Annotated in this window: 25 protein-coding genes; 15 read left to right on the top strand and 10 right to left on the bottom strand. The window is 73.7% G+C overall.

All coding sequences use genetic code 11. From position 1 onward, the window contains the following. Position 1: 1 nt before the first annotated feature. Positions 2-319, bottom strand: coding sequence for a GNAT family N-acetyltransferase (locus DAE25_RS10165; protein ID WP_107766095.1), 318 nt, complete (start codon positions 317-319; stop codon positions 2-4). Positions 320-476: 157 nt separating this feature from the next. Between DAE25_RS10165 and DAE25_RS10160 the strand changes: the two genes are divergently transcribed. From DAE25_RS10160 to DAE25_RS10140, 5 genes are all read left to right on the top strand, one after another. Beyond that, positions 477-818: a hypothetical protein gene (locus tag DAE25_RS10160; RefSeq protein WP_107766094.1), complete on the top strand. Its 342-nt coding sequence runs from the start codon at positions 477-479 to the stop codon at positions 816-818. 10 nt (positions 819-828) lie between these two features. After that, positions 829-1,689, top strand: coding sequence for a WXG100 family type VII secretion target (locus tag DAE25_RS10155; RefSeq protein WP_107766093.1), 861 nt, complete (start codon positions 829-831; stop codon positions 1,687-1,689). Between the two features lie 52 nt (positions 1,690-1,741). Further along, the gene (locus DAE25_RS10150) at positions 1,742-2,008 is read left to right on the top strand and encodes a hypothetical protein (protein WP_056887908.1); all 267 of its coding nucleotides are present in this window, start codon (positions 1,742-1,744) and stop codon (positions 2,006-2,008) included. Positions 2,009-2,193: 185 nt separating this feature from the next. Next, positions 2,194-3,132 carry a JmjC domain-containing protein gene (locus DAE25_RS10145; RefSeq protein WP_325050369.1) on the top strand — a complete coding sequence of 313 codons (939 nt, stop codon included), beginning with the start codon at positions 2,194-2,196 and terminating at the stop codon, positions 3,130-3,132. Continuing rightward, the gene (locus DAE25_RS10140) at positions 3,125-4,024 is read left to right on the top strand and encodes a sucrase ferredoxin (protein ID WP_107766091.1); all 900 of its coding nucleotides are present in this window, start codon (positions 3,125-3,127) and stop codon (positions 4,022-4,024) included. Before DAE25_RS10145 ends, DAE25_RS10140 begins: the two co-directional genes overlap by 8 nt. A gap of 214 nt (positions 4,025-4,238) precedes the next feature. Here the strand turns inward: DAE25_RS10140 and DAE25_RS10135 are convergent, their stop codons facing one another. From DAE25_RS10135 to DAE25_RS10120, 4 genes are all read right to left on the bottom strand, one after another. Further along, a complete protein-coding gene (locus tag DAE25_RS10135) occupies positions 4,239-5,192 on the bottom strand; it encodes a succinylglutamate desuccinylase/aspartoacylase family protein (protein ID WP_107766090.1) in 954 nt (317 codons plus the stop codon). A 134-nt stretch (positions 5,193-5,326) separates the two neighbouring features. Next, on the bottom strand, positions 5,327-5,806 hold the full coding sequence (locus tag DAE25_RS10130; RefSeq protein WP_107766089.1) for a hypothetical protein: 480 nt from the start codon (positions 5,804-5,806) through the stop codon (positions 5,327-5,329). A gap of 52 nt (positions 5,807-5,858) precedes the next feature. Next, complete coding sequence (locus DAE25_RS10125; RefSeq protein ID WP_107766088.1) at positions 5,859-7,400, bottom strand: carbohydrate-binding domain-containing protein; 1,542 nt, start codon at positions 7,398-7,400, stop codon at positions 5,859-5,861. A gap of 126 nt (positions 7,401-7,526) precedes the next feature. Next, complete coding sequence (locus DAE25_RS10120; RefSeq protein WP_107766350.1) at positions 7,527-8,000, bottom strand: ATP-dependent zinc protease family protein; 474 nt, start codon at positions 7,998-8,000, stop codon at positions 7,527-7,529. 26 nt (positions 8,001-8,026) lie between these two features. Here DAE25_RS10120 and DAE25_RS10115 point away from each other — a divergent pair, with 26 nt between their 5' ends. Continuing rightward, on the top strand, positions 8,027-9,220 hold the full coding sequence (locus tag DAE25_RS10115; RefSeq protein ID WP_107766087.1) for a RimK family alpha-L-glutamate ligase: 1,194 nt from the start codon (positions 8,027-8,029) through the stop codon (positions 9,218-9,220). Positions 9,221-9,230: 10 nt separating this feature from the next. On the opposite strand, the gene DAE25_RS10110 is transcribed toward DAE25_RS10115, so the two are convergent. The 3 genes from DAE25_RS10110 to DAE25_RS10100 all read right to left on the bottom strand — a co-directional run bounded on the left by DAE25_RS10110 (position 9,231) and on the right by DAE25_RS10100 (position 11,214). After that, a complete protein-coding gene (locus DAE25_RS10110; protein WP_107766086.1) occupies positions 9,231-9,620 on the bottom strand; it encodes a YbaB/EbfC family nucleoid-associated protein in 390 nt (129 codons plus the stop codon). Between the two features lie 70 nt (positions 9,621-9,690). Beyond that, on the bottom strand, positions 9,691-10,749 hold the full coding sequence (locus tag DAE25_RS10105) for a DNA polymerase IV (RefSeq protein WP_234410965.1): 1,059 nt from the start codon (positions 10,747-10,749) through the stop codon (positions 9,691-9,693). Positions 10,750-10,767: 18 nt separating this feature from the next. Next, complete coding sequence (locus tag DAE25_RS10100) at positions 10,768-11,214, bottom strand: MarR family winged helix-turn-helix transcriptional regulator (protein ID WP_107766085.1); 447 nt, start codon at positions 11,212-11,214, stop codon at positions 10,768-10,770. Between the two features lie 76 nt (positions 11,215-11,290). Between DAE25_RS10100 and DAE25_RS10095 the strand changes: the two genes are divergently transcribed. From DAE25_RS10095 to DAE25_RS10070, 6 genes are all read left to right on the top strand, one after another. Continuing rightward, positions 11,291-11,884, top strand: coding sequence for a maleylpyruvate isomerase family mycothiol-dependent enzyme (locus tag DAE25_RS10095; protein ID WP_159083667.1), 594 nt, complete (start codon positions 11,291-11,293; stop codon positions 11,882-11,884). Positions 11,885-11,913: 29 nt separating this feature from the next. Then, positions 11,914-12,270 (top strand): hypothetical protein, encoded by a 357-nt coding sequence (locus tag DAE25_RS10090; protein WP_159083666.1) that lies wholly within the window; start codon positions 11,914-11,916, stop codon positions 12,268-12,270. Then, positions 12,257-12,697 carry a hypothetical protein gene (locus DAE25_RS10085; protein ID WP_107766083.1) on the top strand — a complete coding sequence of 147 codons (441 nt, stop codon included), beginning with the start codon at positions 12,257-12,259 and terminating at the stop codon, positions 12,695-12,697. Before DAE25_RS10090 ends, DAE25_RS10085 begins: the two co-directional genes overlap by 14 nt. A 115-nt stretch (positions 12,698-12,812) precedes the next feature. Further along, the gene (locus DAE25_RS10080) at positions 12,813-13,406 is read left to right on the top strand and encodes a DUF4956 domain-containing protein (RefSeq protein ID WP_107766082.1); all 594 of its coding nucleotides are present in this window, start codon (positions 12,813-12,815) and stop codon (positions 13,404-13,406) included. 16 nt (positions 13,407-13,422) lie between these two features. Continuing rightward, positions 13,423-14,202: a VTC domain-containing protein gene (locus DAE25_RS10075; RefSeq protein WP_107766347.1), complete on the top strand. Its 780-nt coding sequence runs from the start codon at positions 13,423-13,425 to the stop codon at positions 14,200-14,202. Beyond that, complete coding sequence (locus DAE25_RS10070) at positions 14,199-15,599, top strand: CotH kinase family protein (protein ID WP_159083665.1); 1,401 nt, start codon at positions 14,199-14,201, stop codon at positions 15,597-15,599. Before DAE25_RS10075 ends, DAE25_RS10070 begins: the two co-directional genes overlap by 4 nt. A gap of 22 nt (positions 15,600-15,621) precedes the next feature. Here DAE25_RS10070 and DAE25_RS10065 read toward each other — a convergent pair whose 3' ends face one another. Continuing rightward, positions 15,622-16,344, bottom strand: coding sequence for an EcsC family protein (locus DAE25_RS10065; RefSeq protein ID WP_107766080.1), 723 nt, complete (start codon positions 16,342-16,344; stop codon positions 15,622-15,624). Between the two features lie 194 nt (positions 16,345-16,538). On the opposite strand from DAE25_RS10065, the gene DAE25_RS10060 reads away from it, so the two are divergent. The 3 genes from DAE25_RS10060 (at position 16,539) to DAE25_RS10050 (ending at position 20,355) form a co-directional block, all read left to right on the top strand. After that, complete coding sequence (locus DAE25_RS10060) at positions 16,539-17,945, top strand: alpha/beta hydrolase family protein (RefSeq protein ID WP_107766079.1); 1,407 nt, start codon at positions 16,539-16,541, stop codon at positions 17,943-17,945. Positions 17,946-18,010: 65 nt separating this feature from the next. Continuing rightward, complete coding sequence (locus tag DAE25_RS10055; RefSeq protein ID WP_107766078.1) at positions 18,011-19,639, top strand: sensor histidine kinase; 1,629 nt, start codon at positions 18,011-18,013, stop codon at positions 19,637-19,639. After that, positions 19,636-20,355 (top strand): response regulator, encoded by a 720-nt coding sequence (locus tag DAE25_RS10050; RefSeq protein WP_107766077.1) that lies wholly within the window; start codon positions 19,636-19,638, stop codon positions 20,353-20,355. The genes DAE25_RS10055 and DAE25_RS10050 overlap by 4 nt, the downstream gene beginning before the upstream one ends. Here the strand turns inward: DAE25_RS10050 and DAE25_RS10045 are convergent. After that, a complete protein-coding gene (locus DAE25_RS10045) occupies positions 20,336-21,835 on the bottom strand; it encodes a tripartite tricarboxylate transporter permease (RefSeq protein WP_107766076.1) in 1,500 nt (499 codons plus the stop codon). The two genes, DAE25_RS10050 and DAE25_RS10045, sit on opposite strands and share 20 nt — an antisense overlap.

The following is a 21,835-nucleotide window of genomic DNA, read 5'->3' as shown; positions in this document are numbered from 1 at the left end:
CTCAGGCCTGGGAGGCCCGGACCGCGGCGACCGCGTCAGGCGTGACCGGGTCGACCAGGTCGGCGTACTCCTCGTGCTTGCCCACGAACCGCTTGACGTAGGGGCACACGGGTACGACGCGCAACCCGGCCTCGCGGGTGGCGTCGAGCGCGCGGGCGACCAGCTCGCCGGCGAGCCCCTGCCCCTCGAACTCGTCACCGACCTCGGTGTGGAAGAAGATGCGCCGACCGTCGACGTCGACGAACTGCGTCAGGCCGGCTCGGGTGCCGTCGACCGTGATCTCGAAGCGGTCGCCGGCCAGGGTCACGTCAGTGGTCATGCCCCCACCCTAGGAGCGCTGCGGTACGACGGCCCGGACCGCTTGTCGTCCACCACCCGTGGATCGGTCTCCCTCCTCCACAGGTGGCAGCCTCGTCAGCGCGGCCGTCCCTCCCGTCGGGCAGCGTGGTCCCATCGACACGAGGGAGGAGCAGGGGATGTGGCCGAGTGAGCAGACCGGCGGGCTGATGCGGGTGGAGTACGACGTGCTGTCCCGCGCCGCCGCCGAGGAGCGCGCCGTGCGCAACGAGCTGATCCGGGCCCAGGACGAGCGCCGGGCGACCGCGCTGCCCGCGGCCGCGCTCGGGCGGATCCTGCCGAGCGAGGAGCTCCTCGCGGCGGTCGACCGGGCCGACGAGGCGACCCGTCGCCGGCTCTGGGACCAGGCCCATCGCTGCCAGGAGCTGCACGAGACGCTGCGCGCGTTCCGCAACGAGGTCCGCTCGGTCGACGAGGACGTCGCCGACCGCTTCGAGTCGATCCGGGGAGCCCTGGCATGAGGGGGGTGGCATGACCGGGGTGGCCTCGAGCGGGACCCTGCTCGAGTCGGTGGCCCTGCTCGCTGCCTTGCCAGGCGAGGTGCGCGACATCGTCCGACCCCTGGTGCAGCCGCTCCTCGATCAGTGGGACTCCCTCGTCGGCGACCACGAGGCGGTGCGGGAGGCGGCCGACCGGTGGCGGTCGATGGGTCGACACCTCGACGACCTGGGACACCGCCAGCACCGCACCGTCGAGGACACGGGGGTCGGCTGGGTCGGGTTGGCCGCGGGCAGCTGGACCGTCGCCGGCGTGGAGGTCGGCCGCGGGCTCGAGGAGCTCGCCGACCGGTCGCTCGACGTCGGTGACTGTCTCGACGAGGCTGCCTCGGCCGTGCACGAGACCGAGCGGCTGGTGCGCGACCTGGTCCGGGAGCTGCTCGAGTGGGCCGCCCTCACCCTCGCGGTGTCGGCGGTGACCGGGCTGGTGACCCTCGGTGCGTCCACCCTCGCCGGCGCCGCGTCGGCGGCGGCGAAGGCCGCGGTCACCGGGTCGCGGATCGCGGCGCTGGTCCAGCGCCTCGCGGGCGTGCTTCGCCGCATCCAGGACCGGGTCGACGCCTACCGGGACTGGGTCCAGGGCCTGTCGATCGTCCGCCGCACGGTGGTCGAGCGGGCCGAGCAGCAGGTCGTGTCCGTGGTGGTGAAGAAGCCGTTGCGGGGCACGATCTCGGAGGCCACCGGGATGGACGGCCAGGTCCGCCGCCCCCTCGAGTCGTTGGCCGGCGCCCCCCCTGCGCGAGCTCAGGTTGCCGACGTGACGGGCGACTCCCTTGTCGAGGACCCGCGCACCCGCAAGGGTGTGGGAGTGGCTCCCGGACACACAGCAGACTGACCGACCTGGAGGCGGAACCGCCGCCGGCCAGGTGAGTAGAGGAGGTACGACGATGACGACGACTCCCGACGCCCCGCTCGGCGACGACGACATGACCACCGAGGGCCTGACCGCCCCCGGCGACAGCTCGGTCCCGGCTCCCGGTGGCGACGCCGACGGCACCGACGGTGACTCGACCGACGGCGACAGCACCGACGCGACCGACGGCGACTCCACTGACGCCGACGGCGCCGACGCCGACAGCACGGACGGCGACAGCACCGACTCCACCGACGGCGACAGCACGGACGCCGACGGCACCGACGGGACGGCCCTCTGAGCGCCCTCGACCTGCTGACCGGCGACGCCCAGGGCTTCCGAGAGAAGACCTGGGCGTCGCGGGTCCACGTCCACCACAGCGACCCGTCCCTCCTGGTCGGCCTGCTGTCGCTCGACGACGTCGACGCACTGCTCACCTCCAGCGCCCTGCGGACCCCGGCCGTCCGGGTCGCGCGCGACGGCCGCGTGCTGCCCGAGTCGTCGTACACCCGCGGCGGCACGCTGGCCGGCAAGCCGCTGACCGGGCTGGTCGACCCGGTCCGGCTGCTGGGCCTCTTCGACGAGGGAGCCACCGTGGTGCTGCAGGGGCTGCAGCGCTACCACCCGCCGCTGGCTGACCTCGTCGCCGCGCTCGAGCTGGAGCTGGGCCATCCGTGCCAGGCCAACGCCTACCTCACGCCCGCCGGTGCGCAGGGCTTCGCGGTGCACTCCGACTCCCACGACGTGTTCGTCTTCCAGACCCACGGGACCAAGCAGTGGGAGGTACACGGCACGGACGGTCCCGGGGACCTGCTCCTCGAGCCGGGCGTCGTGGCCTACCTGCCGACCGGGACACCGCACGCAGCGCGCGCCCAGCAGACCGCGTCGCTGCACGTGACGATCGGCATCAACCAGCTCACCTGGCGCGCACTCGTGGAGCGGGTCGTCCGCGACGCCGTCGCCCAGGTCCCCGACGACCACCTGCCCGCCGGGTGGCTCGACGAGCCCGCGGACCTGTCGTCCGGCCTGGGCCACCACCTGCGCGGGGTGGCCGACCGACTGGTCGCGGTCGACACCGACGCCCGCGCCGACGCCGAGGTACGACGCTTCCTCACCAGCCGGCCGCCCCGGTCCGCCGGCGGACTGCGGGACCGGGTGGCGCTGGCCGACGGGATCGGTCCCGACTCGATCCTCGAGCGCCGCGCCGGGGTGCCCTGCCGCCTGGTCGACGAGCCCGACGACCGGATCCGGGTGCTGCTCGGCGACCGGTCCCTGGTGGTCCCGGCCCGCCTCCGTCCCGCGCTGGACGAGGTCGCCCGCCGTGAGGCATTCACCCCCCGCGACCTGGTCGCGCACCTCGACCTCGAGAGCGCCCTCGTGCTCACCCGCCGGCTGGTCCGCGAGGGGTTGCTCCGCGTTGGCTGAGCCCTTCCGGTGCGCCGCGGACGCCGCCGAGCGGGGCGACCCGCTCCCCGGCAGCGCCTCGACGTTCCCGGCCTTCCTGCTCCTGGAGCACCCGGGTCCCTGGGGTGTCGACGCGCTCCGCGACGCCCGGCTCCCCGACGGGCTCGGCGCGCACCTCGCGTCGGCCGCGCGTGGGACCGGCGTGCGGGTGCTGCTCGCCCGCCGGCACCGCGGTGGACCCGCCCGTACGAGCGGCGAGGACCACCCCGGGTACCGGGTGATCGCCGCCCACACCGGCGCCGGGTGGTCCGAGGGCGCCACCGTGCCCGATCTCGCGGACGTGGCCGAGCTCGACCTCGCCGCCCTGGGTGCCGGCGTGCGCCCGGGCTGGGCGCCGATGACCGAGCCCGTGCTCGCCGTCTGCACCCACGGTCGGCACGACGCGTGCTGCGCCGAGCGGGGCCGGCCCGTCGCCGCCGCCCTCGCCGCCGCGCACCCCGACCTCACGTGGGAGGTCAGCCACGTGGGCGGCGACCGGTTCGCGGCCAACCTGGTCGTGCTCCCGCACGGCCTGTACTACGGGGGGCTCGACCCGGCCGGCGCCGTCCGGGTCGCGGCCGCCACCCTCGACGGCCACGTCGTGCTCGACCACCTCCGCGGCCGGTCGCGGTTCCCGATGCCCGTACAGGCCGCGGAGGTCGCGCTGCGGCACCGGCTCGGGGAGACCCGCCTCGACGCCGTCGAGCTCCGCGGGCACCGCCGCGACGGCGACCTGGTGACCGCGCGCTTCGAGGTCGACAGGGCGTCGTACGACGTGGTGGTGCGGGAGGGCCGCTCGGTCCCCGCCCGGCTCACATGTCGCGCCGGCCGCGACTCGGCGGCGTACACGTTCGAGACCCTCTCGATCACCTGAGCTGCGTCGGACCGCCGAGCAAGCCCGGCACAGCTGGCGGCGTACGACCGTTCCACGGGCCCTCCGGGTGTCGGAGGCCGCCAGTTGCCGACGGCCCCGGCGAGCGGGTCGGGCCGCTGAGGCGGGCGGGCGGAGACTGGCGGCGTACGACGGGCCGGCCGGCCGCCCGGGTGTCGCAGCCCGCCAGTCTCCGAGGGCCCGGCGAGCGGACGAGTCAGTCCGCCGAGCCGATGTGCACGAGCGCGTCGCCGGAGTTGACGAGCGCCTGCTCGGTCCGCCCGATCACGATCCCGGTCCGGTTGGCGTGCACGAGCCGCAGCGTCTTGCCGAAGGCGTCGACCAGGGCGCCGAGGCGTTCGCCGTCGGTGACCTCCTGCCCGAGCTGGGCGTCGAGGTCGAGGATGCCCGTACGCCGCGCGCGGACCCAGCCGCTCGCCCGGAGCTCGGCGCTGGCCGGCGGCGGGGGCTCGTCGACGCCGTCCACCATGCCGAGCGCGGCGAGCACGCGGCGTACGCCGACGACCCCGGCGTCGATCGCGTAGGCGTCCATCCGCAGGCTCTCGCCCGCCTCGTAGAGCAGCACCGTCGCGCCCCGTTCCCGGGCGGCGTGCCGCAGCGACCCGTCGCGGATGCGGGCGTGCAGCATGACGGGCGCACCGAAGGCCGCCGCCAGGTCACGGGTGAAGCCGTCGTCGAGGTCCGCGCGGATCTGCGGCAGGTTGGAGCGGCGGTCGGAGCCGGTGTGCAGGTCGAGGCCCACCGAGCACTTGGCGACCACCTCGGTCATCACGAGGTGGGCGATCCGGCTGGCCAGCGACCCGCGCGCCGACCCGGGGAACGAGCGGTTGAGGTCGCGACGGTCGGGGAGGTAGCGGTCGCCGTTCATGAAGCCGAGCACGTTGACCATCGGCAGCGCGACGATCGTGCCCCGCACCTGCTTGGGGTCGAGCCCGGCCAGCACCTGGCGGACGACCTCGACGCCGACGACCTCGTCGCCGTGGATGGCGGCGCTGATCCACATCGTCGGCCCGTCCTCGCGGCCGTGCACGACACGGACCGGGAGGCTCACGTCGGCGCCCGTCACCAGCCGGGTGATGGGCAGCTCGAGGTTGCGGATCGTGCCGGCCCGCACGCGCACCGCGCCGACGGCGAACGACTCCCGCGCCATCAGGCGCCCCCTGCCGCGGCCGCGGCGTACCCCTGGCAGTGCATGCGCAGACGCTAGCGGGTGGAGCGCTCCCGCCCGGACGGCACTCACCCGGCCCGCGAGGTGCGGGCCGGGTGAGGGGAGGGGTACGCCGCTCAGCTCTGTTGGGTGCTCGAGTCCGTGCCGGAGTCGGTCGAGCCGTCGTCCGGCACCCCATCGCCGTCGAGGTCCGGGGCAGTCCCGGTGCCTCCCTCGGTCTGCGCGCCCGGGGGCACGCCCATCGGGCCACCCATCCCGCCGTCCGGCGGACCGCCGAAGCCGTCCCCGTCGCGGTCGAAGCCCTGCTGGGTGGTGGTGCCGGCCTGGTCGGCGGCCCGGTCGCCCACGGCGTACCCGGCCCCGAAGCCGGCACCCCCGACGACCAGCGCGCCGGCCGCCACCCCGGCGACGATCGCGCGCCGGCCGCCGAGCAGTCCGCGCCGCCAGCCACCCCGCCCGGGAGCGGTCGAGGTGACGGGGTCGGCGGGACCGCCGTGGTCGGCGTCGTACGCGGCCGGAGGAGTGGGGGCGGGAGCCGGCGCGGCGGCCGCCGAGGTGGCGCCGGTGGGAGGAGTGGAGTCGTGCGGTGCGTTCATGGTGCGTCCTTCGGTGTGGGTGGGTTCAGGGGAGAGCAGGTGCAGGGACGGCTCAGCCGCCCATGGGCCCGCCGCCGGCCGGCGCCTCGCCGGCCGTGACGGTGGTGTCCGTGCCGTCGACGGTGACGGTGTAGGTCGCGCCCGGCTCGATGTCGGCCGAGGAGAGGACGATCGAGGCGAAGTCCTTCTCGACCGTGGACGTCGCGACCTCGGCACCGTCGTCGTCGGTGACGACGACCTCGGAACCGGCGCTCGCGGTGGCTGTGAGGACGGTCGCGATCCAGCCCTGCGACGAGTCGGCCGACGGGGCCACCAGCATCCCGGCGCTGCCGGTTGCCACCAGCGTGCCGCCCGAGACGTCGAAGGTGCCGTTGACGTCCAGGGCGCCGTTGCCCTCGGTGGTCGGCCCGAGGACGGTGATGTCCCCGCCGGTGATGGTGGCGTCGCCGTTGGAGTCCAACCCGTCGCCGCTCGACCACACCTCGAGGGTGCCGCCGTTGACGAACAGCTGGAGCGAGCGGTCGGCGGCCATGCCGCCCCCTCCGGGTCCGCCCGCGCCGTCCGTGGCCGCGCTGTCGTCGGTGCCCTCGGCGGAGGTGGCGGCGACGTTGACGCCGTCGTCGGCCGAGTGCAGCTCGAGGTCGCCGTCGTCGATGACGATGAGCGAGCCCTCCAGGGCCTCGACCGACTCGGCGACGTCGATGGTGCCGCCGGACACCAGCACCTGCACGCCCTTGACCCCGTCGTCCTCGGACGTGACCGTGACCGCGCCACCGGAGACGAGCACGAAGCCCGCACCGGCGTCGGTCGTGTTGTCGGCCTTGAGCCCGTCGTCGACCGCATCGACCGTGACGTCGCCGTCGGAGACGACGAGGTAGTCCTTGCCGATGATGCCGTCGTCGACCGAGGTGACCTCGATGGTGCCGCCGGAGATCACCAGACCGTCCTTGCCCACGATGCCGTTGTTGGCGTTGCCCGTCACGGTCAGCGACCCGGTGCCGCCGATGGTGAGGTCAGCGGTCGAGTAGAGCGCACCGGTGGGCGCCTCGTCGGAGGTGTCGGCGTACGTCGCCGCGTCGGCGAGGGTGTTGTTGCTGCCGTCGGCGAGCACGACGACGACGGACTGGGCGTCGACCACGTCGACAGCCGCCGTGGTGGACGAGGTGATGGTGGCGCCGTCGAGCACGAGGCGTACGACGCCGTCACCGGCGCCGTCGACCACGACCTGCCCGTCCAGTGCACCGCTCAGCCGGTAGGTCCCGGCGGCGGTGATGGAGACAGTGCCGTCCTCGCTGGTCACTGCATCGTTGTCCGAGGTCGCTGACGTGCCGGACAGCGCGACGTCGGTGACCTCCGCGTCGTCGTACGCCGTGTCGCCGGCCTCGACCGTCACGTTCGCGTCCAGCGCCTCGGCCACGGTGGTGACGCCGGCCGGGACCGTCGTCGAGGTGGTCGTCGACGCCGCGGTGGAGCCGGTGGTCGAGGTGGCGGCTGTGCCGGTTGCGAGGGACGTGCCGCACCCGGCCAGCAGGACGCCGGCCAGGGTCGCGGCCACGGCCTCGCGGAGCCGGGGTGGTCGACGGGGGAGTCGCATGGGATGGAACCTCTCGGGTCTGGGACGCCGCGTCGGCGGCTCGTGGACCCGATCGTGCGCACCGGACCTGTCGGCGAGGTGGCGTGAGGTTGTGCGTCGGCTGTGAGCTCGTCGGGCAGGCCCCGGTCAGACCCCGCGGTTGCGACGGCGCACGGCCCGCCGGGGCCGCCCGCCGACGTAGGACCGGTGGGAGTCGACGAGGAAGCCCTGGCGCAGCGCCTCGCGCCCGACGAGCATCCGGAAGCCCATCTCGTCGCGGCTGCTCAGGGTGACCTCGGCGGTGACGGTCCGGTCGACGAGCCGCAGGGCCATCAGCACGACGTACCGCTCCTCGGAGTGGCCGGACGAGCTGCGCACGAGGCGCCGGTCGTGGACCGGGCACTCGTGGGTGACCGTGTCCTCCTCGGAGCGCTGCCAGGGCCGGATGGAGAACCGCACCCAGGCCTCGCCGTCGCGGGAGAACTCCTCGAGGCCGAACGCGTGGATCGACGACGACCGCGCACCGGTGTCGAGCTTGGCCTTGATCCACTCCACCCCCGCGTCCGGGAGGGAGACCCACTCGCGCCAGCCGGCGACGATGGTTGGATGGGGATCGGCCACGCCCCCCATCCAATCAGGTGTGAAGAGTGAAGCTCGCGATCCTGTCCCGCGCCCCCCGGGCGTACAGCACCCAGCGCCTGCGCACCGCGGCGCTCGACCGCGGGCACGAGGTCAAGGTGCTCAACACCCTGCGCTTCGGCATCGACCTGTCGGGCAAGGAGCCGGACCTCCAGTTCCGCGGCAAGCAGCTCTCCGACTACGACGCGATCCTGCCGCGAATCGGCAACTCGATCACCTACTTCGGCACCGCCGTGGTCCGCCAGTTCGAGCAGATGGACGTCTACACGCCCAACACGGCGTACGGCATCTCGAACTCGCGCGACAAGCTGCGCGCGACGCAGATCCTGTCCAAGCACGGCATCGCCATGCCCGCCACGACCTTCGTGCGCGACCGCGCCGACGTGATCCCGGCCATCGAGCGCGTGGGTGGCGCGCCCGTCGTGATCAAGCTCCTCGAGGGCACCCAGGGCATCGGGGTCATCCTCGCGCCGGACATCAAGGTGGCCGAGGCGATCATCGAGACCCTGCAGAGCACCAAGCAGAACGTCCTCATCCAGCGCTTCGTCAAGGAGAGCAAGGGCCGCGACATCCGCGCGCTGGTGGTCGGCGACCGCGTGGTCGCCGCGATGCGGCGGGTGGCGCAGGGCGACGAGTTCCGCTCCAACGTGCACCGCGGCGGGTCGGTCGAGCCGGTCGAGCTGGACCAGGCCTTCGAGGAGGCGGCCGTCCGCTCCGCCCAGATCATGGGCCTCAAGGTCGCCGGCGTCGACATGCTGGAGGGCAACGACGGCCCGCAGGTGATGGAGGTCAACTCCTCGCCCGGCCTCGAGGGCATCGAGAACGCGACCAAGCTCGACGTGGCCGGCGCGATCATCGACTACATCGACAACCAGGTCGCCTTCCCGCAGATCGACGTGCGGCAGCGGCTGAGCGTCTCGACCGGGTACGGCGTCGCGGAGCTGCTCGTGCACGGCGACGCCGACATCGTGGGCAAGTCCCTCGAGGAGTCGGGCCTGCGGGAGAAGGACATCTCGGTGCTGACCCTGCACCGTGGCACGTCGGTGATCCCCAACCCGCGCGGCAGCCACGTCCTCGAGCCCGAGGACCGGCTGCTGTGCTTCGGGCGGCTCGAGGAGATGCGCTCGATGATCCCCGAGCGCCGCAAGCGTCGGCAGAAGGTCAAGAAGCTGCCCAAGCACCCGATCCACGAGCAGGAGTGACGGCACCCGGCTAGGGCCCCGCCGACCGCCAGCGGTCGAGCTCCTCGTCGACGGCCTCCCGGTCGGCCGCAACGACGGGGCCGGACAGCAGTGCCTCGAGGTCGACCCCGGGGACGAGCTCCCCGACCACCTCCCGCACCCGCTCGCCCGCGGACGCGGCGGCCTCGGTGATGGCCGCGACCACGTGGCGGGCCAGCTGGTCGGCGGACAGGCGCATCGCGTCCGGTGCGAGGTGCAGCTCGGTGGGCAGGCCGGTCGGGCCGACCCGCACCCGCACGAGCCCGCCGGCCGCCGCGGCCTCGCCGTGCACCTGCGCGAGCTCGTCCTGCATCCGGGAGACGGCCTCGAGCCGCCGGGTGGTGTCCTGGCGGAGCCGGGCGCTCCAGTCGTCGGTGTCCATCCCTCACCGGTGCCCGCGGAGCGCCCCCGCCAACCCCGCCGTCCCGGGCCTGTGGACAACGGGACGACCCTCAGTAGCCACCCTCCGGCGGCACCATCTCGCCACGGATGCCGAGCAGCCGCACCGGCCGGTCGTCGCCGAGCGCCAGGTAGAGCTCGTGGGCCGTGGTGGCGATGACGTCGACGTCGTACGTCGGCTCGGCGAGCTTGCGGACCTTGGTGGAGGTGAAGAACGGCTTGACCCGCACCTTGAGATGCACCCGCATCGCCGCCCGCTCCTCGCGACGCAGGTCGGCCACCACCTGCTCGGCGAGCACGCGCAACGCCTCCGGGACCTCGGCCGGGTCGAGGTCGCGCTGGTAGGTCGTCTCGTGGCCGTGCGCCCGGGCGACCCACGGGGTGTCGTCGGGCCAGTCCCGACCGCCCCCACGGCCGAGCCGACCCACGTGTGCCCCGCCGGACGGTCCGAGTTCGGCGACCAGCGCCTCGACCGGTGCGCTCGCCAGCTGGGCGACGGTGTCGATCCCGAGGCCGGCTAGCCGGGCCGAGATCCGCGGGCCCACGCCCCACAGCGCGGTCGTCGGGCGCTCGCCCATCACGTCCAGCCAGGTCTCGCGGGTGAGCACGAACGTGCCCCGCGGCTTGCCGAAGCCGGTCGCCGTCTTGGCCCGCACGAGGGTGTCGCCGATGCCGACCGAGCAGTGCAGCCCGGTGGCCTCCAGGACCGTGGCCCGCACGGACCCGGCGGTGGCCTCGGGGTCGTCGGTGTGGACGCCGACGAAGGCCTCGTCCCAGCCGAGCACCTCCACCACGGTGCCGGGGAGGTCCTTCAGCGTCTGCATCACCCGGGCGGACGCGGCCTCGTAGACCGGCCGGTCGACCGGCAGCAGCACCGCGTCGGGGCACTTGCGGACCGCCACCCGCAGCGGCATGCCGGACCCGACCCCGTGCTCACGGGCCTCGTACGACGCGGTGGAGACGACGGCGCGCTCGGTCGGGTCGCCGCGACCACCGACGATGACCGGCCGTCCCACCAGGTCGGGCCGGCGCAGCAGCTCCACGGCGACGAGGAACTGGTCCATGTCGACGTGCAGCACCCAGCGCGGGGGCGCGGCGGGGGGCGTGGTCACCGCACCATCATGGCCGGGTCAGGCCTCCCGGCCCTCCCACCACGGGTCGGTGATCTCGCGCAGCTCCGCCAGCATGGTGCGCAGCTCGCCGTAGCGCTCCGCCCCGAGGTGGCGCGACCACTCGCGCGCGATGCGTCGCTCGACGGTGCGGGCCTCCCGCTGCACGGCACGCCCCCGGTCGCTGAGGCAGACGAGCCGGGCCCGGGCGTCGGTCGGGTCCGGCCGCCGCTCGACGTACCCGGCGCGCTCGAGCTGGTCGACGAGGTAGCCGGCGGTCTGCTTGGTCACCTGGGCAGCCTCGGCCAGCTCGGTGAGCCGGGACCCGTGCTCGCCGAGACGGGCCGCGATCCGGCCCTGCGCGATGGTGATGTCGTCGTACCCGCGCTCCCACAGGTGCTCGAGCACCTGCCTCTCCACGTGGCGATGCGAGACGAACATCAGCACCGCCGGGTGCGGTTGGGCCATGGGTTCCTCCTTGACAACATCGTCAGCCTATCTGACCATAAAGTGGTCAGGGAGACTGACGGTCCGGAGGGATTTCATGGAGCGCGACGAGGTCTGGCAGCACACGATCGCCCAGCGGCTCGCCCTGCGCGACGTGCTCCGCGACCTCACCCCCGAGGAGTGGGACCAGCCGTCGCTGTGCGCGGGCTGGCGGGTGCGCGACGTCGCCGCCCACGTGATCGCCGGCCCGCAGCTGGGCCTGGTCAGCACGGTCAAGGTCATGGGCGGCATGTGGCGCGGCTACAACGGGATGATCCTGCGCGACGGGCAGCGCCGGGGGCGCGCGCCGGTGGCCGACATCCTCGCGCAGTACGACGAGTGGGCCGAGGTCCGCAAGGGGCCGCTCACCGTCACGCACGTCGAGCCGCTCATCGACGCGATCGTGCACACCCAGGACATCGTGCGCCCGCTCGGTCGCACCGTGGCGGCACCCCCCGAGGCGGCGGCCGTCGCCGCCGACCGGGTGCGGACCCTCGCCCTCCTCTTCGGCACCCGCCACCTCTTCAGCGAGCACCGCCTGGTCGCCACCGACACCGACTGGGTCCGCGGCACCGGCCCCGAGCTGCGCGCCCCGATGACCGAGCTGCTGATGTTGTGCACCGGTCGCCCGACGGCCGACGCGGCGGTCTGACCCCTCCGGTGCCCTGACAGACTGGGGTGGTGATCGATCCGCTCCAGACGGTCCTCATCGTGGCCTCGCTCGTCCTCGCGCTCGTCACCGGTGTGTACGTCGCCCTCGACCGCAGCCCCGACCGGGTGCTCGTGGCCCTGCTCGCGCTCCTCGAGGCCGGTCTGGTCGTCCAGGCGGTCGTCGGCATCGGCCAGCTCATCGGTGGCAGCGGCGACCCCGGCATCACCTTCGTCGGCTACCTCCTGGCCGTGCTGGTCATCCTGCCGCTGGGCCTGCTCTGGTCGCTGGGGGAGCGCAGCCGCGGGGCCACGGCGGTGCTGATCGTCGCCCTGCTCACCGTCGCCTTCCTCGTCCTGCGCCTGGAGCAGATCCATGCCGCAGCCTGACGCTGCCCGCACCCCTGCCCCGGGCAGGTCCGGGCGGAGCTCCACCTCGACCGGGCTCGGGCGCGTCCTCGTGGCGACGTACGCCGTCTTCGCGCTGGCCGCGACCGCGCGCAGCCTCGTCCAGCTGCTCACCAAGGCCTCCGAGGCGCCGCTGGCCTACACGCTGTCGGCGCTCGCCGCGGTGGTCTACGTGCTCGCGACGCTGGGCCTCGCCGAGGTCGGTCCGCGGCCCCGCACCATGGCGTGGGCGGCCGTCGGCTTCGAGCTCGTCGGGGTCCTCACGGTCGGCACCCTGACCGTGCTGGACCCGGAGCTCTTCCCGGACGCGACCGTGTGGTCGGCGTACGGCCAGGGCTACGGCTACCTCCCGCTGGTGCTGCCCTTCCTCGGCATCGCCTGGCTCGTGCACACCCGCCCGCGCGACTGAGAACGACTGCGACACGGGGGCTGCCTCACAGGGTCGTCACAGGCGCACGGCAGGTCGGGTACAGGTGGGGACGCGAGCCTGCGGGGACACGCAGCCGAACCGGAGGAACCCCCGCATGCCCACCTACCTGCTCGCCCTGGCCGACGTCGTCGCCGTCCTGGTCCTCGCCCTCGCCGTCTACTTCCCCCGCCACCGTCGCGGCGACCTCGTGACCGCCTTCATCGCCATCAACGTCGGCGTCCTGGCCGTCACCATCGCCCTGTCCAGCAGCGCGGCGACGGTGGGCCTGGGCCTCGGCCTCTTCGGGGTGCTCTCCATCATCCGGCTGCGCTCGGCCGAGCTCGGCCAGCACGAGATCGCCTACTACTTCGCCTCGCTGGCCCTCGGCCTGCTCGGCGGACTCGGAGCCGGTGACCCGCAGCTGGCGCTGGCCCTGATGGCGATGCTGGTGGTCGTCGTCGCGGTCGCGGACAGCGCCCTGCTCCAGCGCGGTGCCCGTCAGCAGGTCGTGGTCCTCGACTCGGCGATCACCGACGAGGCCGCCCTGGTGGAGCGGCTCGAGGTCGTCCTCGACGCCCGGGTGCACCGCGCCGTCGCGCTGCGGGTCGACCTCGTCAACGACTCGACCACGGTCGACGTCCGCTACGCACCCTCGCCGCGACCGGTCGTGTCGGCGGTCGAGCGGTCCGCCGCCCTCGCGACGCACTGACGTGGGGAGCGCCGACATGGATGCCCTCGCCGCCCTGCCCGCCGTCGGGCTCGCCGACCTGAATGCCGCCGCCGCCCTGCTGGTGCGGACCGATCGCAAGTACGTCGTCCCCGTCGGCGACCTCGGCGCCACCGTCACCGGCGTGCCCGGGCTGAGGGTCCTCGAGATCGACGGGCGCCGCTCGGCGCGCTACGAGTCGACGTACCTCGACACCACCGACCTCGCCAGCTGGGCCGCGTCGGCCCACCCGCGCCGGCGCCGCTGGAAGGTCCGCACCCGGCTCTACGCCGACACCGGCGAGTGCTGGCTGGAGGTCAAGACCCGCGGCAGCCGCGGGGTCACGGTCAAGGACCGGATGCCGTACGACGCCGCGCGACGCGAGCAGGTCGGTGCGGACGAGGCCGGCTGGGTCGCCGACCGGCTCGTCGCCGCGGGTGCCCTCGGCGTCGACCCGCTCGGGCTGGTGCCGACCCTGCACACCGGCTATCGCCGCGCCACGCTGCTGCTCCCGGGCGGGGCCGGCCGGGCCACCGTCGACGCCGGTCTCACCTGGACGACGGCGTCGGGGCGGGCGGAGGTCGGCTCGGTGCTGGTGGTCGAGACCAAGTCGGCGCCCGGCGGGGTCGGTCCGCTGGACCGGCGGCTGTGGTCGCTGGGCCACCGCCCGGTGCGGATCAGCAAGTACGGCACCGGTCTGTCGCTGCTCACGCCCGAGCTGCCCGGCAACCGCTGGCATCGGGTCACCACCCGGCACCTGTCAGACGGCCTGGTCCGCTCGGCGGGGGACGCCGCGTGAGCCGGGGGACGCAGCGCCCGCGGCGTCGTACGGTCGTGGCCGCGAGCGTCGCCGCGCTCGCCCTCGCCGGCGGGACCACCGCCACGGTGACCCTGCGCGATCCGGGGCCGGCGACGAGCGGCGTCGTCACCGCCGCCGTCGAGGTGCCGGACGGCTCCGGCATCTGGGACGCCGGCACGGTCCACGACGTCGCCGTCGAGGTCGACGAGGCCGCCGTGGCGACCATGATCGACACCTACCAGGAGTCCGGCGACAAGGAGTGGATCGAGGCGACCGCCACCATCGACGGCGCGACCTTCGAGCAGGTGGGCCTGCGCCTCAAGGGCAACTCCTCGCTGCGCGGCGTCACCGACGACGCAGACCCGGCCGAGCTGCCGTGGCTGCTGCGACTCGACGAGTACGTCGACGGCCAGCAGCTCGACGGGTGGACCGACTTCGTGGTCCGCTCGAACAACACCGAGACCGCGCTCAACGAGGCGGTGGCGCTCGACCTGCTGGCCGAGACCGGCCTGGCCAGCGAGCACGCCGTCGCCACGTCCTTCAGCGTCAACGGCGGCGAGGCCCGCCTCCGGCTGGTGGTCCAGGCCCTCGACGAGGCGTGGGAGCGGGAGAACTTCAGCACCGAGGGGCTGCTCTACAAGTCCGAGGCGGAGGGCGACTGGTCGTGGCGCGGTGACGACCCGGACTCCTACGCCGACGTCTTCGACCAGGAGACCGGTGAGGAGGACCTGACCCCGCTGATCGAGCTGCTCGACCTCCTCAACAACGGCACCGACGCCGAGCTCGAGGAGGAGCTGCCCGACCGGCTCGACGTCGAGGCCTTCGCGCGCTACCTGGCGTTCGAGGAGCTGGTCGGCAACGCCGACGACATCGACGGCCCCGGCAACAACTCCTACCTGCGGTACGACGCCGAGTCCGGCGGCTTCACCGTGGTCGCCTGGGACCACAACCTCGCCTTCGGCGGCCTCGGGGGACCCGGCGATGGAGGGCCCGGTGGCGGACCCGGGGCGTTCCCCGACGGCGAGCGCCCGGAAGGGATGCCCACGGACCTGCCGGAGGGGATGCCGGAGGAGCTGCCTGAGGGCATGCCCACCGAGCTGCCCGAGGGGATGGAGCCACCCGCCGGGACGGCCGACGGTGAGCGCCCCGAGGGTGGGGGCATGCGCGGCGGGTCCAACGTCCTCGTCGAGCGCTTCACCGCGGTCGAGGAGTGGGCGGACCTGGTCGAGCAGGCCCGCGCCGACCTGGCCGCGGAGCTCTACGCGAGCGGTCTCGCGGACGAGGTGATCGACCGGTGGGCCGCCCTGCTGACCGACGAGGCCGGCGACCTGGTCGACGCGGCGACCGTCACCGAGGAGGCCGACGCGATCCGCACGGTGGTCGCCGAGGCGTCCTGAGCCGCCGAGATCCCAGGCGGGGTCAGGCGGTCGCGCCCGACCCCGAGACCTGCGGGAACTCCTTCATGGCGTGGTCGGCGATCCGCTTCATCATCCAGGCGTCGACACCGGCACCGATGAAGCCGCCCACGATCGGCACGCCGCGCCCGAGCCGGCCGAGCGCCTTGAGGCCGAGGCCCCGCATCAGGTGGAAGCCGACGGCCTTGTTGACCACCATCAGGGCCGCCGGCGGCAGGCCGCGGGTGGCCAGGGTGGCGAGCCGGCCGCCGCCGGTGCTCATGCCGGCCTTCTGGAGCACCTGGTGGGCGTCCGAGCCGACGAGGGTCAGCAGGACGGCGGTCTTGACGCGCTCGTCGGTGACGTCGTAGCCGCGGAGGCTGGCGATCGAGCCGACCATCCGGGTCGCCTGGACATAGAACTCGAGCACGTTGGCGGGCAGTGCGATCGGCATCGTCACGAAGCCACCGACACCGGTGACGAAGCCGCCGATCCCGCCGCCGAGCGTCGCCCCGCGCGCGACGGCCGCGAGCGCCTCGTCGGTCGTGCCCTGCTTGTGCAGCGCCTTGGCGGCGATCTGGTCGGCGGAGCGGATCGGGCCGCGGCCCTCGAGCCCGATGTCCACGAGCATCCGGACCACGCGGTGGATCGGGCCGTTGTCCTTGGCCGGGTCCTGCGCCGCCTCGAGCGCCGAACGGGTCTCCTCGACCTGGTGGGGTCGGGGCACGAACATGTCGTACAGGCCCATGGTCACTCCTCTGTGTGGCTGATGTCGCTGGTGTTCGACGACGATCCTGTCACCCGGGCCGCAGCGCGGGCTCACCCGCAGGGACAGCCGCCGGGTGGCGGGGAACACTACGAACACAAGAGTGAGACGCAGGTCACATGGCCCTAGCGTCGGCCTCCCGGGCGCACTCGGGCGCCCACCTCCTGGAGGCTCACATGCGACACCTGTCCCGCTCTGCCCGCCTCGTCCCCGCGGGGGCGCTCGTCGTCCTCGCCGGCCTGCTCGCCCCACCGGCGAGTGCCGCCGACTCGCCCACCCCGGTCGCCTGCCCACCCGCCGTCGCCGAGCTGGCGACCTGCTGGGGCGGGCAGGACGACAACGGCGCCTACTACACGATCGCCGTCCCGGAGGACTGGAACGGCGACCTCGTCGTGCACGCCCACGGCGGTCCCGACCTGGCCGAGGAGTCGGACCCCGCCCGCAGCGTCGAGGACCTCGACCGGTGGTCGGTGATGGTGCGCGAGGGCTACGCCTGGGTGGGCTCGGCCTACCGCCGCGGCGGTTACGGCGCCCGGATGGCCGTCGCCGACACCGAGAGCGCCCGCCGGATCTTCGTCGAGGAGGTCGGCGAGCCGGACCGCACCTACGCGCACGGGCAGTCCTGGGGAGGGGACGTCGCGGCCAAGCTGGTCGAGGTCCACCCCACGTCGTACGACGGCGCGCTGCTCACCAACGGCGTGCTGGCCGGCGGGTCGCGCGGCTACGACTACCGGGTCGACCTGCGCGTGGTCTACCAGTACTACTGCGGCAACCACCCCCGCCCGACCGAGCCGCAGTACCCGCTGTGGATGGGGCTGCGCGAGGGCTCGACGATGACGTCGGCCGGCCTGCGCGCCCGGCTCCAGGAGTGCACCGGCTACCAGTCCGACCCAACCGACCGCACCGGGCTCCAGCAGCGCAACCTCGACGACATCCTCGCCGTGACCAACATCCCGGAGCGCACCATCGAGTCGCACCTGCGGTTCGCGACCTTCACCTTCCGCGACATCGTGCACGCCCGGCTCGGCGGGCGGAACCCGTTCTCCAACCAGGGGATCCGCTACTCCGGCAGCCACGACGACAAGGCCCTCAACGCCGGGGTCGAGCGCTTCGCCGCCGACCCGTCCGCGCGCCGCGACCTGTCGTGGGACAGCGACCTCACCGGTGCGGTCGAGGTCCCGACGGTCACCCTGCACGCGATCGAGGACCCGACGGCGTTCGTCGAGCACGAGTCGGCCTACCGCGAGACCCGTGAGGGTGCCGGCACCGACGACCTGCTCGTCCAGGCCTTCAGCCAGGAGTCGGAGCACAGCTCGCTCAGCGACTCCGGCTACGCGTCGGTGATGGGCGCGCTCGCCGACTGGGTGGAGACCGGCACGCGGCCCACGCCCGCGGACATCGCGGCGACCTGCCCGACGTACGACGCCCGCTACGGCACCGGCTGCTTCCTCGACCCGGCCTTCACGCCCGACAGCTATGCCTCGCGCGTCGAGCCCCGCCCCGGTGGCCTGCGCTGGCCGGCCCTCACCGCGGCCCAGGAGCGGGCCTGGGCGCACCGACCGTCGATCGGCATCGCCCCGTGACCCGCAGCCCCCGTGTGATCGGATGAGCCAGTGACCCGCCTCACAGCACCACCTACGATGACGCCGTGCTGAAGCGGGTCGGCCACGAGCGCTCCGTGGCGCGCCAGGTCCTGGTGCTGCAGCTGGTCGCAGTGCTGGTCCTGGTCGTCACGGCGCTCGCCCTGGCGACGTACGACGCCCGCTCCGACATCCGGGCCAGCGCCCGCGACGAGGCGGTCTCGGTCGCGCAGGCCGTGGCCCGGTCGCCGGTCGTCCACCAGGCGATGGACACCGGCGACCCGTCGGAGCTGATCCAGCCGTTCGCCGAGGCCGTCCGCGTGGACACCGGCGTCGACTTCGTGGTGGTGATGGCGCCCGACCGCACCCGCTTCTCCCACCCCAGCCCCGAGCTGCTCGGCCAGGCCTTCATCGGCAACCTGGGCGGCGCGCCCGAGGGCGAGGTCTACACCGAGGAGTACGTCGGGACGCTGGGGCCGTCGATCCGCTCGATCGTGCCGGTCTTCGCCGGCACCGGGGGCGGCGCCGCTGCCGGTGCCGCCGCCGAGGAGGTGGTCGCCATGGTCTCGGTCGGCATCACCCTGCGCCAGCTCGACGACCTGCTGGTCGACGAGTTCTGGGACATCGTGGTGGCCGCGCTGGCGGTGCTGCTGGTCGGCATCTGCGGGGCGTGGTTCATCAGCCACCGGCTGCGGCGGCAGACCCACGGGCTGGGGGAGCGGGAGATCACCCGGATGTACGAGTACTACCGAGCCGTCCTGCACGCCGTCCGCGAGGGCCTGCTGCTCATCGACCTCGAGGGTCGGGTCCAGCTGGTCAACGACGAGGCGCGCCGGCTGCTGCGGCTGCCCGACGACGTGGTGGGCCGCTCGCTGAGCGAGCTCGGCCTGCCGCCCGCGCTCGTCGAGTCCGCCTCCGGCGAGCGGGGCGCCGACGAGGTCTACGTGACCGGCGACCACGTCCTGGTGGCAAGCACCAGCACCGCGCTGTGGGAGGGCCGTGAGGTCGGCGCCGTGGTGACCCTGCGCGACCACACCGAGCTGCAGTCGCTCACCGGCGAGCTGGACGTCGTCCGCGGCCTCACCGAGTCGCTGCGCGCGCAGACCCACGAGGCGGCCAACCGCCTCCACACGGTGGTGTCCCTCATCGAGATGGGCCGCCCCGAGCAGGCCGTCGAGTTCGTCACCGGCGAGCTCCAGGTCGCCCAGATGCTCACCGACCAGGTGGTCGGTGCTGTCGCGGAGCCGGTCGTCGCCGCGCTGCTGCTCGGCAAGTCCGCCGAGGCCTCGGAGCGCGGCGTCCGGCTCACGGTCACCGGCCAGCTGCCGGCGGGCGACCTGTCCGCCGGGGAGTCGGAGATCTCCACGCGCGACCTGGTGACCGTGCTCGGCAACCTCGTCGACAACGCCCTCGACGCCGTGGCCGGGCGGGCCGACCGGCGCATCGTGGTCCACCTCGAGGGCTCCGACCGGCACGTCCGGCTCGTGGTCGGCGACAGCGGCCCCGGGCTCACCCCCGAGGAGGCGGCCCACGCGCTCGAGCGCGGCTGGACCACCAAGGCCGACACCGGCGACGGCAGCGGGGTGGGGCTGGCCCTCGTCTCGCAGGTCGCCCGCCGCCTCGGGGGCAGCGTCACCATCGGCCGCTCGCCCCTGGGCGGGGCCGAGCTCGCGGTCGTGCTCGGGAGCGCGTCTTGACCGTCCGGGTCCTCGTCGTCGAGGACGAGCCCCTGGTGGCCGAGGCGCACGCGGAGTACACCCGCCGCGTCGACGGCTTCGAGGTCGTGGGCATCGCCCACTCCGCCTCCGAGGCCTCGCGGCTGCTGGGGGAGCTGTCAGTCGACCTGGTCCTGCTCGACATGTACCTCCCCGACGGCCACGGCCTCGGGCTGCTGCGCAACCTGCGCGCCGGCGGCGACCTCTGCGACGTCATCGCGGTCACGTCGGCCCGCGACGCCGACATGGTCCGGCGCGCGGTGGCGCACGGGGTGGCGCTCTACCTCATCAAGCCGTTCACGTTCCCGATGTTCCGCTCCAAGCTCGAGCAGTACGCCGAGTACCGCCGCCAGCTGGTCGACGCCCCGTCGGAGGTGCTCCAGGACGAGGTGGACCGGATGCTCGGCTCCCTGCGGGTGGCCAGCGTCACCGGGGTGCTGCCCAAGGGGCTCACCGCCGAGCGGCTGCAGGAGACGATGGCAGAGCTGCGTACGCCGCCGGGGGTGCTGTCGGCCCGCGAGCTGGCCGAGCGCCTCGACAGCTCCCGGGTCACGGCCCGGCGCTACCTCGAGCACCTCGCGGACGTGGGGCTCGCGGTCCGGTCACTGCGCTACGGCGGCGGTGGGCGGCCAGAGGTGGAGTACCGCTGGCAGCACACCGCCGCCGATGGTGGTGGGGTCAGTCGTCCTCGCCGCTGAAGACGACCTCGCGCTTCTGGCGCACCGAGGGCAGCAGGGCCGCCACCACGATGATCAGCGCGAGCGCCAGCAGCGTCGCCGAGATCGGCCGGGTGACGAACACCGACGGGTCGCCCCGCGAGATGATCATCGCCCGCCTCAGGTTCTCCTCGAGGAGCGGTCCGAGCACGAAGCCCAGCAGCAGCGGTGCCGCCTCGCACCCCCAGCGGATGAGGAAGTAGCCCAGCAGCCCGGCCGCCGCGACGGCGAAGACGTCCCAGGAGTTGAGGCCCAGGGAGTAGCAGCCGATCGACGCGAAGGCGATGATCGCCGGGAAGAGCACGCTGTAGGGCACGCTCAGCATCCGCACCCACAGCCCGATCAGCGGCAGGTTGAGCATCACCAGCAGCAGGTTGCCGATCCAGAACGACGCGATGAGACCCCAGAAGAGCTCCGGCTCGGTCTCGATCACGTCGGGGCCCGGCTGGATGCCCTGGATGATGAAGGCGCCGACGAGCAGCGCCATCACCGGGTGGGCCGGGAGGCCCAGGGTGAGCAGCGGGATGAACGACGTCTGCGCGGCCGCGTTGTTGGCCGACTCCGGCGCCGCCACCCCCTCGATGGCTCCCCTGCCGAACTGCTCCGGGTTCTTGGAGATCCGCTTCTCGAGGGAGTACGACGTGAAGCTGGCCAGCACGTGGCCGCCACCGGGCAGCACGCCCAGCAGCGAGCCCATCGTGGTGCCCCGCAGGACGGGCATCCGGATGCGCCGGAAGTCCTCCTTGGTGAGCCACAGGCCCTCGACCTTCTTGGTCACCAGGCTCGGGTTGATCCGGTGCTCGAGGTTGCGGATGATCTCGGCCAGGCCGAAGAGACCGACGGCCAGGGACACGAAGTCCAGCCCGCCGTACATCTCGCGCACCCCGAACGTGAAGCGCGGGACGCCGGTGAACCCGTCCTGCCCGATGGTGCCGAGCAGCAGGCCCAGCACGATCATCGCGAGCGCCTTGACCGCCGACCCGCTCGCCAGGGCTATCGAGGCGAGCAGGCCCAGGACCACGATGGAGAAGTAGTCCGCCGGCCCGAACTTGAGGGCCGCCGAGGCCAGCGGTGGCGCGAAGAGCGCCACCAGCACGGTGGCCACGGTGCCGGCGAAGAACGAGCCCAGCGCCGCCGTCGCGAGTGCCGGTCCGGCCCGGCCCTGCTTGGCCATCTGGTGCCCGTCGAGGGCCGTCACCACCGCGGAGGACTCGCCCGGCAGGTTGAGCAGGATCGCCGTGGTCGAGCCGCCGTACTGGGCGCCGTAGTAGATGCCGGCCAGCATGATGAGCGAGGCCACGGGGTCGAACGAGAACGTGATCGGCAGCAGCAGTGCCACCGTCGCGGTCGGTCCGATGCCCGGGAGCACGCCCACGGCGGTGCCGAGGGTGACGCCGAGCAGGCAGATGAGGATGTTGGAGGGCTGGAGGGCGACCTCGAGCCCCAGCAGGATGCCGTCCAT

The organism is Nocardioides terrigena (assembly GCF_003047265.1).
Taxonomy (GTDB): domain Bacteria; phylum Actinomycetota; class Actinomycetes; order Propionibacteriales; family Nocardioidaceae; genus Nocardioides; species Nocardioides terrigena.
This window is presented reverse-complemented; position numbering and strand designations above follow the sequence as displayed.